At 68.6% G+C, this 10,868-nt stretch carries 6 protein-coding genes; 2 read left to right on the top strand and 4 right to left on the bottom strand.

What is annotated here, in order from left to right; all coding sequences use genetic code 11:
- The first annotated feature begins 329 nt into the window (after positions 1-329).
- Positions 330-2,762 (top strand): UvrD-helicase domain-containing protein, encoded by a 2,433-nt coding sequence (locus AB0D74_RS48225; protein ID WP_362602242.1) that lies wholly within the window; start codon positions 330-332, stop codon positions 2,760-2,762.
- Positions 2,763-3,139: 377 nt separating this feature from the next.
- On the opposite strand, the gene AB0D74_RS48220 is transcribed toward AB0D74_RS48225, so the two are convergent.
- The 4 genes from AB0D74_RS48220 to AB0D74_RS48205 form a co-directional block, all read right to left on the bottom strand.
- Positions 3,140-4,825 carry a DUF6119 family protein gene (locus tag AB0D74_RS48220; RefSeq protein WP_362602239.1) on the bottom strand — a complete coding sequence of 562 codons (1,686 nt, stop codon included), beginning with the start codon at positions 4,823-4,825 and terminating at the stop codon, positions 3,140-3,142.
- Positions 4,826-4,922: 97 nt separating this feature from the next.
- Positions 4,923-5,783, bottom strand: a complete 861-nt coding sequence (locus AB0D74_RS48215; RefSeq protein ID WP_362602236.1) for a nucleotidyltransferase domain-containing protein — start codon at positions 5,781-5,783, stop codon at positions 4,923-4,925.
- A 48-nt stretch (positions 5,784-5,831) separates the two neighbouring features.
- Positions 5,832-6,206, bottom strand: coding sequence for a hypothetical protein (locus tag AB0D74_RS48210; RefSeq protein ID WP_362602232.1), 375 nt, complete (start codon positions 6,204-6,206; stop codon positions 5,832-5,834).
- 181 nt (positions 6,207-6,387) lie between these two features.
- Positions 6,388-7,710, bottom strand: a complete 1,323-nt coding sequence (locus AB0D74_RS48205; RefSeq protein WP_362602229.1) for a helix-turn-helix domain-containing protein — start codon at positions 7,708-7,710, stop codon at positions 6,388-6,390.
- A gap of 608 nt (positions 7,711-8,318) precedes the next feature.
- Between AB0D74_RS48205 and AB0D74_RS48200 the strand changes: the two genes are divergently transcribed.
- The gene (locus AB0D74_RS48200; protein ID WP_362602226.1) at positions 8,319-10,868 is read left to right on the top strand and encodes a hypothetical protein; all 2,550 of its coding nucleotides are present in this window, start codon (positions 8,319-8,321) and stop codon (positions 10,866-10,868) included.

Below are 10,868 nucleotides of genomic sequence, written 5' to 3'. Positions count from 1 at the left end.
CCGGTGAGTACTTACTGGGTGGCGCCACTTCTTCCTCGTTTCCTTGTTCAGGACAACCCTATTGGATGCCTGTCCGGAAACTTAGTGGCCCCTCAGTACGTTCCGCGATTCCTGTCTCTGCAAGCGCCGGCGCTGAATGTGAAACCGGCGGCTGTGGCATCGGATCGTGAGCGGCGAATCGGAGGGGGCAGCCGCATAGGAATCGGTCGCTCTTTCGGGATTCCGTGCACCTGTCTGATGTACGGCGTCCCGGTGTCAGTGGCCGCTGCCAAGCTGATGGCACGCGGCCGGAGCCAGGGGGCGAGGGCTGGAATTGACTGACAGCGCGGGTGGAAAGGACGGGCGGCGTGGCCTTGAGGGCGACGGCTGAACAGGAGGCGGCTCGGGAGGCGTTCGCCGCGGGCCAGGACGTGGCGCTGGTGGCCGGCGCCGGAACGGGCAAGACGTCCACGCTGGTGATGATGGGATCAGCGACACGGCAGCGTGGCTTGTACGTGGCCTTCAACAGACCGATCGCAGACGAGGCCAAGAGCCGGTTCGGGGCGAACGTTGAATGCCGTACGTCGCATTCGCTGGCGCACCGTGCGGTAGGCCGCGAGTTCCAGGGTCGTCTCGACGCCTCTCGCCATATGCCGCTTAAGCGCACGGCGCAGTTGCTGGGGCTGGACCGGGACATGGCGGTGGGCAAGCGGCGGCTGAGGGCGACGACGCTGGCCCGGCTCGTGATGGAGATGGTCCGCCGTTTTTGCTACAGCACGGATGAACAGGTGGCGGCCCGGCACCTGGGGCCGGTGAACGGGCTGGATGACCAGGGCGCGCAGTATCTGGCGGAGGTGCTGCTGAAGCGTGCGCGGTGGGCGTGGGAGGACATCTGCTCGCCCACGGGGAACCTACCGTTCCAGCACGACCACTACCTGAAGATGTGGGCGTTGACGCGGCCGAGGCTGCGGGCGGACTTCGTGCTGCTGGATGAGGCGCAGGACACCAACCCAGTCCTGGAGGAGATCTTTCTGGCGCAGGATGCGCAGCGGGTGTGTGTCGGGGATCCTGCGCAGCAGATCTACGAGTGGCGGCACGCCAAGGACATCATGAGCGGTTTTCCGGGCCAGCGGCTGGAGCTGACGCAGTCGTTCCGGTTCGGCCCGGCGATCGCGGAGGTGGCGAACCGGTGGTTGCGGGCTGCCTCGTCGACGATGCGGCTGACCGGGCACGCCGGCGAGGCGTCGGGGCTGGGGCGGGTGGAGGTCCCCGATGCGGTGCTGTGCCGGGGCAACGCGGACGCCCTCGCAGAGGTGCTGCGCTTCCTCGACGAGGGTGTGCCGGTGGCGCTGGCCGGGGGCGGCAAGCCGTTGTTGAAGATCGCTGAGGCGGCGATCGACCTGCAGGCCGGCCGGCGGACCTCTCATCACGAGCTGTTCTTGTTCTCGTCCTGGGGCGAGGTGCAGGAGTACGCCGAACAGGACTCCGCGGCCGCCGATTTGAAGGCGATCGTGGAACTCGTCGACGCGTACGGGCCGCAGCAGATCATCGCGGCCGTGCAGCAGATGGTGGACGAGGACCGGGCGCGGGTGGTGGTCTCGACTGTTCACAAGGCCAAGGGACGCGAGTGGCAGCGGGTGCGGATCGGTGACGGATTCACTCCGCCTGCGGAAGCGGCGGGCGCGCGCGGCGTGCATCCGGCGGAGGCACGGCTGATCTATGTGGCGGTGACGCGGGCGCGTGAGGTGCTGGACACCACCGGGATCCAGTGGGCCGAAGCCCAGATCCGACAGGCCTCGAGCGGGTCGGTGACGAAGACCGCGGACGGTGTGCCCCTGGCCGCGCTGTCCCTGACCGGCCAGCTGGAGTACCCGCGCTCGCCGATGTCCCTGTTCCTGGCCCGGCATCTGCCCCGGATGGACCGGCTCGTCAGCAGGTATCTGCCATGGGCACGGGGGCTTGGGCCTGCGGTGCAACCGATGGACGAGCGGCGCCCCGACTACGCGGCCCTGGGACACACCATCGACTACCGTCTGCGGATCAACCTCGGCCACGGCCCGGGAGACGCAGTGACCACCGGTATCCGGCTGCTGGGCAGTGCTCTGCCCCTGACCGGCGCTCCGGCGGCCGAAACCCGCACCGCCCTGTACACGGCGGGCATGCGGCTGCTCGCCCGGCTCCACGCCCATCTGGAGGGCACGTCCCTGCTGGGTGAGCAGGAGCTGACCCGGCTGTGTCACGTGGCCGGCTTCTACGAGGCCGTCTACCGCAACGGCGCCTTCTCCCGGCGCCGCAACCTGCTCGCCCAGGCCAATGAGCGCACCACCCTGGACCAGCTCACCGCGGCAGTACCGGTGTACGTGCTGGAAGACATCGCCGAACAGATGAAGCTCGCCGAACAGCCCTTCGCACCATTGAGGCAGCTGCCGGAGCGACAGCGGGTGTGCGGGCCGGTGTTCGCCGGCAGCCGCGACCTCGGCGGGGCCGACGCGGACTTCATCGCGGGCGGCATGCTGATCGACTGCAAGGCCACCACCCACGCCCACACCCTGCACCGCTCCGCGGTGCACCAGCTCGCCGGATACCTGCTCCTCGACTACGACGACGCGTACGCCATCGACCGGGTCGGCCTCTACCTGTCCCGCCACGGAGCCCTGATCTCCTGGACGGTCCAGGAGTTCCTCGATGCCCTGGGAGCCAGGCTTCCCCTGCCCGAGCTGCGTGCTCTGCTGCGCGGTCACCTTCGCCAGGCACAACGTACGGCGCGTCCCGGGACACCGTGACAGGCGCGCCACCGGTGATCCCGTCAGTGCCCGCTACGCGCCACGGACTCCCTGCCTTCCGGCCTGAGGCTGGGCGGGAAGGCATGGAACGACGGCCCTGCGGTGCGCACTTCGCATGCGTTGGTGTGGCGCCGCCGGCAGCAGCGCCCTGTTGGCACGGCAGCCGGGCACAGGCCCCGCAAGTGTCCCGGCCTGGTGCCTGGCGGGGAAGGAGCCGGCCCAGGGGTGTCACCAGCCGCTGGCCTGTGTTCCCCCGCTGCTCGTCTGTCCCGGCGTGCGGGAGATCCATGTCGACGACTCGCGGTTTGCGACCACGCCCCGGTGCACCCCCGAGCTGGCCGTGGCGCAGGGATTCGTACCGCGGGGCTGCCCTTGGTTCAGCGGTGGATGGCGACGACTTCGACGTCCGCGTTCATCGCGCGCAGCCGTCTGACTGCTTGGAGCAGCGAGACCTGGGCGAAGGCGAAGAGTGAGTCGACGTGGATGTCCTTGCCGTCTTTGAGGAGGATCCCGAAGACTACCCGCAGGGTGCCGAAGTCGTGGAGCAGGCGATGGTCCGGCGTGTGCGCGGCCACCTGTTCGAGGAATTTGGTCCGCACTTCGATGTCGCTGCGCAGCGTCTCCACGGCGGCCACGCCCTGGGCGAAGAGGTGGTTGAGGGGGGCTGTGCTGGCGGGGGCCTTCTTGATGCAGATCAGCTGGTTCTCGGGGCCGAGGACATCGCAGATCTCCAGTCCCCCGCCCTTGAATTTCTCCGTGACGATGTCCTTTTTGTCGAACAGGAGATACCCGTCAGGCTCCGCTGCCTGGCGGTTGAACCAGTCCTCGTCGTGGGAGTCGTGGCCCCTGGAGTTGGGCGGGCCCTTGGGCCATGGCGGCAGGGTGACTGTCTGCGGCTGAGTGAACAGGGCCGTGAGTTCTTCCTCCAGAGTCTCGAGGAAGCCGGCACCGACCTCGAACCATTTGCCGTTGCCGTAGAAGAGGCGGTCGGTGCCCATCGTGATGTCGGCGATGAGCCACTCTTTCCCGTTGGTGGTGACGCTGGCCGGTGTCTGGCAGTCGTCGTCGCTGTACATGGTGACCCGTACGTCGCCGAGCGCCTTGAGCCGTTCTCCTTCAGGCTTGTCCTGTACGAACTGCAGGAGGTGGTGCAGTTCGAGATCGCTGGTCTCGATCGTGCGGGCGCCTCGTCTGGCCCGGAACGCCTGGGCCGAGCTGTAGCTTTCCTGGCATGAGTCGGGAACTCCGATGGTCAGGCGGGGACTGTCCGGGTCCGTGAGGTGTGTTTCCAGGATCGCCTGGGCCTGCACGGCCTTGTGGCTGCGGTTGTCGAGGGTGTGGACCCTGCTGACAAAACGCAGTTGCGGCAGCGGATCGGGCTTCGCGCACACGTCCTCGATCGCCTGGAGGTCGCTGAGGAACTGCTCCACGGTGGTGGCCAGGGGGAGCTTGATGGTGGCCTGTGAGCACTCGACGCGGGCGTGCCGATTCCTGCCGGTCTCCAGGGAGGTCAGCGACAGGCCGCTGACGGTCCCGCAGATGCGGCGGACGACGGCGCCGAAACGGTCCAGGCCGAAGTCGTCGATCCGCTCGCCCCGTGACACCGAGTACTCGTCGACACGACCTCTGCCGTCCATGATCTGGTTGCGGATTTTGATGACCCCGTCGTCGTCGAGACAGCGGGTGGCGAACTCCAGTCCGAACTCGTCGTCACGGAAGTAGGGATCCAGCATGTGCTGCCCTACCCCGTAGCTCAGCGCGTAGGTGCCGCGGTCGGTGCGCATGAGGATGAGTCCCGCCGCGGCACGGCTGCGTTCGTTGACTGACAGTCCGGTGATGGATTCCACCGCGCTACACCAGTCGGCGCGGTCCCGGGGCACGCCTCCGGTGATCAGCAGGCCCTCCATTCCCTGGCGGGTGAACTCCCTGGCCTGGTAGTCCTCGCTGTCGAGGTATCTCTCGCGGACGAACGAGCGCAGTTCGGGGGTAGTGCCCTCGGGGGGCTTGAGCCGGTGGAGGGTGGACTTACGGGTGGCGGATCGGGATGTGCGGGTACTGCTCACGACGGCCTCCCCCATGCGCGAAGCGCTTGAAGACACCACGAAAGCAGACAGGGCGCCGTCTTCACCACCGAACAGGTCTATCCGGCCCATGGGTGCGTCACCGGGAAGGCAGAGCAGAGCGGTCCCGGACGGTGATGTGGAGGGTGTGCAGGGGCTGGGTCCGTGTGGGGCGGACGACCTCGAACCAGTCGGTGCCCTCCTGCAGGTGGTGGGAGATGCTGCGGTAGTGGCTCCAGCCGAATCCGATACCGGTCTGCCATGTGGTGTCGCTGTAGCGGCTGCCGATGACCGGTTCCCCGTGCAGGTAGACGGAGTCGAGGGGGCGGGAGGTGGCTTCGAGGTGGGCGAGGACGGCTGCCGCGGCGCGGCGCAGCGGGCTGGTGTCGGTCCAGCGGGTGAGCGCTTCGTGGGCTGCGGGATGGGCGGGTTGAACGTCGGGGAGCAGGAGTTGGCGGACGGTGACGGCGTTGCGGTCGACGAGTTCGGTGAGGGTGATGCGCACCGGCCGCGGGACCCAGCGATCGATGCCGTCGAAGGCATCGATCATGTGGTCGCGTGGGGCCCGGCCGGCCGCGGGGTCGGGGGTGATGGCGGCGAGCCGGGCGCGGGCGGCGTCGACGGGTTCGCCCCGCTTCCATAGCAAGGTCATTTCGAAGCCTTCCGCTTCGAGGGTCTTGCGTTCGCCGAAGTGGATCTGCAGGCCGCGGCTGGTGCCCTTCAGCGCGCGCTTCATCGAGGCGGAGGGGTCACGGCCGTAGGACAGGGCGTGGAGGAACTCGGAGGTGAGACGGTCGTCGGTGCGGTGCTCCACGACCAGGTCGACGTCCGAGGGGTTGAGTGCGCCGCGTGCGTAGGACCCGAAGACGAGGATCTCGTCGACGAGGTCCAGCGGCCAGCCTCCCTCCTCCAGCCGGTCGAGCATGCCGTTCAGGAGCGTGGTGGCGCGCTCGCGTTTCACGGAAGGCCTCCGCTGGTCGATTCGGATGCCGGCTTCGGGCTTGTGGTTTCAGCCGGTCTGCCGTGGGGTGGAGGGGGCTCGGGAGATGATCGTGCTGAGGGTCCCGATGTAGGTGGTGCCCAGTTCGGTCACAGTCCCGAGGAAGGAGCCCGGGCCGTGGCGCACTGCGCTGACGTAGTTCTCGGGCAGGAGCACACGGTCGCCGACCTCGAGCGTGCCGGGGCCGCTCCAGCGGTATCCGTAGCCGTCGACGGTGATGGCCTGGTCGCCGTCGACCTCAAAGCGGCGGTTCTTGGTGTCGAGTTCTTCCCGCAGGGTGCGTATCTGGCGCTCTAGGTGTTCGACCTGGGCAGCCTCTGAGCGTTGTCTCCATTCTCTTTCCTGCGTCCGGCCGGTCTCCAGGCCCTGCTGGTATGCCTCCACGAGGGCTCTTTCGTGGTCGGTGGTGTGCAGTTTGCAGGCGAAGCCTGGGCCTGAGAACTGTGCACGGCAAGGATTGCCGGACTTGGTGGGGCGCCCGCAGGAGCGGTGATGTACCTCTTCGAACACGGGGGTTCCTCACAGGGTGATGGGGTGGCGGCCGGGGGTGTGAGGCGGCGGCGTACTACAGGGCGGTGGGCAGTGAGATCACCGGCTGGGAGATGGCCTGCGGGATGCAGGCGGGAGCGGTGCGGCCCGCCTGGGCGCAGGTCAGGGTGAGGAGTTGGAGGTAGCCGAGGGAGACCGGCCGTCCGGGGAGTTTGCCGGTTGCCTGTTCGAAGCGCTGGAGTGTGGCGGGCTTGATATCCAGGTGCCCGGCGGCATCGTGGAGATCGAGTCCTGCAGCTTCGCGGGCTTCCCGGAGAGGTTCGGCGTTGTCGTGCCAGACCTGCGGCGCCGTCTCGGCGCTCTCCCGGGCAACGGCGGCCTGGGCTGCGGCAAGGGCGGTCTGGATTCGGCCGGTACGGGGGCCGAGTAGGAACCGGGCCAGCCGGGCGGCGTCGGCTTCACGATCGACGCCCTCGCTCCAGGGCTGGGAGGCCTCCTCGTACACGCGGCCTCGGGCCGTGGCGCACTCCTCGCGCTCACCGGGGTCATGGGTGCGGTGCCGGTCGCTGGTGCAGGCCAGCGTGCTGTCCTTCGCGAGGTCCATGTCGCGGTCCTCGTCGTCGCTCTCGATCCCGTCGATGACGGCCTTGACCTGTCGGCGTTCCTGTGGGGACAAGACACGCGCGAGTGCCTCCGCGGCGGCCTGGGCTTCGGGCCGGCCGGCGGGCTCGAAGCTGCCGCCCCAGGCGTGGGATGCGTCTTCTCCTTCCGCTTTCTGGAAGGCCACGTCGATGGCCTCGAAGGTGTGCGGGCTCCAGGCCTGCATCATCAGGATGATTTCCTGCAAGGCATCCTGGGCGGCCAACTCCGTCTCCCGGACGGCGCTGCCGTGGCGGCGCCGGGTTCCGGTCATCCAGTCGGTGAAGGTCTCAGGCCGACGGGGGTCGGGCAGCTGTGTGTCCGCGAACCAGCGCACCGCCCTCACGACGCAGGCGTGCGCGTGCTGGATGACGGCGTACCAGCCGAACAGTGCCTCGCGGTAGTCATCCACATGCCGGTCCTCGGCGAAGGTGCCGGTCTCCGTGCGGCAGTGCTGCGGGCATTCCGCCGCGCTCACCCGGTACAGGGCGGCACGGGCCTCGGGAAACGTCAGCAGAGCGGCGTCCAGGTGCTCGTATTTGGGGCCGCGGTTGCGGCGCTTTTCGAGACCGTGGTCGAGGAAGACCTGGAAGCGGGGTTCCTCACGCCAGTGGGCCGCGGCGCTGCGGACACGGGCGTCGCTCTGCCACGCGCCGGTCGCGATGACCTCCCGCAGCGCCGAGGCCACGTCCCGGCGCAGTGTCGCACCCAAGGTGATCAGGACCGGCAGGCACTGGGGATCGTTCCCCAGCGTGGACATCACCAGATTGACGTCATCGTGACGGTGAAGATGACGCTGGAACATGAACGCCCCCCATTGACGCAGCAGACCCCGGCCTGGCTCCCGCACGGACGTGGAGCACAGTGCCTTCATCCTGCACCAGGGCTCGGACATCCGGCCGTTGCTCAGAGTTTCAGCGGCTCTCGGCATCCGGGGCGACCTCAGGCACATGGCCAGGGCCTCGGAGACGTCCGCACCGGCGCCGGCCGCCGACGCGGACTGGGTGCGCAGGGCGGTGAAGTCCACATACGGCTGCCCGTCCGGGGAATCGCCGCCAGGCGCGTTCGGCCGAGCACCCTACCTGGCAGACACCGGGCGACACGGGCAGCACGTGAGGTGGGCGATATGACGCAGCCGGGGGCCGGAAGTAAGGCTTGTGCAGAATCGTGGCCTTCGGGTTCTCGTGCGCCGCCGCTGCCGGGGCGTCCGCAGCAGCGATGGTGGTGGCTTAGCGAGGGGCCGGTCTTTGCCTCTTGTCCCCCGCATCACGGCTCGGGCGACGGCAGGGCAGGGTCTTCAGGCTCCGGACACATCGCAGGGATGGCCGGGGGAGTCTTTCAACTTGTGTGCAGGAGGCCAAGACTCCCGTGAACGGGACACTCACCTGCTTCACCGGGGCCTTCTTGGACATCGTGCAGAACGGCATCCGCGAGGTCTCGGTGCCGGCGCTGCGCCTGGACCGGATCTTCCTCGAACTGCACGCCCGGCTACGGGAAGCAGGACTGCCCGAGCCGGTGCAGAGCGGGGCCCGGGGAGTTCACGGGTTCCTCTTCGCCCAGAACGCCTCCCATCCCGACCACCCCAAGAAACCTCCGGAGGCTGTCCCGGCATCCGTTGCCGGACAGGAGGCCCTGCTGGACCGGCGCACCTTGCTGACCGCCGTCGGCGCCATCGGGCTGACCGTCGCCAACACCGTGCTGGCATTCCCCCGCCACCCTGCCGACCCGGTGGCGGCTTCGGGTTCCGGTTCCACGGACAAGGCTGCGAACGCAGCGGCAAAGACGGTGGCAGCCTCACTGGGACAGCCGCTCCTTGGCCACACCGACCGCGTCTACTCAGTGGCCTTCCGGCCGGGAGGGCGTGTCCTGGCCAGTGGCAGCGCCGACCAGACGATCCGCCTGTGGAAACTCTCCCGCCGAACAACCAGCACTCGCCTGCTGCGCGGTTACCCCATGGGCCCGGGCCTGAGCGTGCGAGCAGGCCACAGCATGGACCGGCACGATCCCCTCGGCAGTTGCCTCGATATCATCAGGCCAAGTGATCAAGACGGGTGCAACGAGGTCAGGGGACGGGCCAGCGTGATGGGGGAGGCTGCGCGGTTGCGGGTTCCGGTGGGTGAGGACGCGGATCGGTGGATCACCCGTGCGGACTGCCAGCGTGTCCTGTTCATCGTGCACAACGTGACCTCGGCGAGCCGCCTGCTGGATGTGCTCCCGCTGCTTCGCGACGACCTTCGTGTCCAGATGTTCGTCACCTGCATAGGCTCGTCTCCTTTTCTGGCGGGAGTGCCGGAGCTGCTCGCGGAGACGGGTTTTCCGGTGCTGCCCTGGGAACAGGCCAAGGACACGGTGTTCGACCTGGCTGTCGCCGCGAGCTACGGCGGCGAACTAGATTCCGTACGCGGCAAGTTGGCCATTTTGTCCCATGGTGTGGGGTACAATAAAAGGCTGGGGACACCGGACACCGGACACCGGACACCGGACACCGGACACCGGACACCGGACACCGGACACCGGACACCGGACACCGGACACCGGACACCGGTCTTCGGGCTGTCGCCGGAGTGGCTTCTCAAGGACGGGCGTCCGCTGGCCACCGCCACGGTTCTCTCGCATCCCGAACAGCTCGACAGGCTGCGTGCGGCCTGTCCGCAGGCGGTGCCGACCGCCGTCCTCGCCGGGGACCCGTGCTATGACCGCATCCTGGATGCTCTCCCCCAGCGCGACCGCTTCCGCCGCGCTCTGGGGGTGGGGCCCGGCCGGCGGCTGATCGTCGTCAGCTCCACCTGGGCGCCGCGTTCCCTCTTCGGTGGTGCCGCAGGACCGGGGACAGATGATCTGCTGCCCTGGCTGCTGTCCCGTCTGAGGGCGGAGCTGCCGACCGACGAGTACCGGACCGTCGCGGTGCTGCATCCGAACATCTGGTACGGCCACGGGCCCGGGCAGGTCCGTGCCTGGTTGGACAGCGCCCGGCGTGCCGGTCTGGACGCCATCGCGCCGCTCGGCGGATGGAGACAGGCTCTGATCGCCGCTGACTGCGTTCTCGGGGATCACTCCAGTGTCACCTATTACGCGGCGTCCATCGGCGTGCCCGTCCTTCTAGGGGCGTTCCCGCACGATGACCTCGACGCGCTCTCCCCCGTGGCGCGCCTCGGCCGCACCGCTCCCCGCCTTCATCGCCAGGGAAGTCTGCGGGCGCAGATCGACCAGGTGATCGCCTCGCACTGCATGGACCGGTACAAGGAGCTTGCGGAGCAGACCAGTTCGTCGCCGGGAGAGTCGGCTGCTCTCCTGCGCCGTCTGTTCTACGGGCTGATGAGCCTTCCCGAACCTGCAGGGCAGCCGGCGTTGCTCGACCCTCTGCCGCTGCCGGCGTCTGTGCCGGCCCGGGTCAGTGCGCCGGTCACCGTGCTCGCCTCCAGGATCCGCACGGTTCCGGCCGAGATCAGTGTGGCCCGGTATCCCGTCGTCGGGGACGAGTCCGTCCCGGTGCAGGACCCAGCTCAGGGAACCGGCGCCGTCCATACGGTGGTCGACGAGGAAACCCGGGAGACCAGTCGGGTGCGTATCGCCGATGTCGTCGTACGGTACGCGGCTGCCGATGATCCACGGCTCGGCCCGCCGGCCGCCTGGGCGGCAGAGGCACTCGCCCGGTATCCGCACTGCGGGCTGGTCGCCTACATCGACCGTGCGGATCGGTGTGTGGCCGGCACGCGCGCGGGAGACCTGGTGCAGCTGTCGGCTGCGGCAGGTCCGGACGGCCGGCCCGACCTGTGCGACCCCGCTGCCTACGCCTGCGCCCTGTATGCCTGGCTCTCGAGCGGCAGGGCCCTTGCCGAAGCCGTCCCCGAGTTCACCGTGCGCACCGGTGCCGTGAGGCACCGCGTCACCGTCGAGCTGCTGTCTTCGCCCGCATGA

This window comes from Streptomyces sp. NPDC048278, from assembly GCF_040652195.1.
In the GTDB taxonomy this organism is placed as follows: Bacteria; Actinomycetota; Actinomycetes; order Streptomycetales; family Streptomycetaceae; genus Streptomyces.
This window is presented reverse-complemented; position numbering and strand designations above follow the sequence as displayed.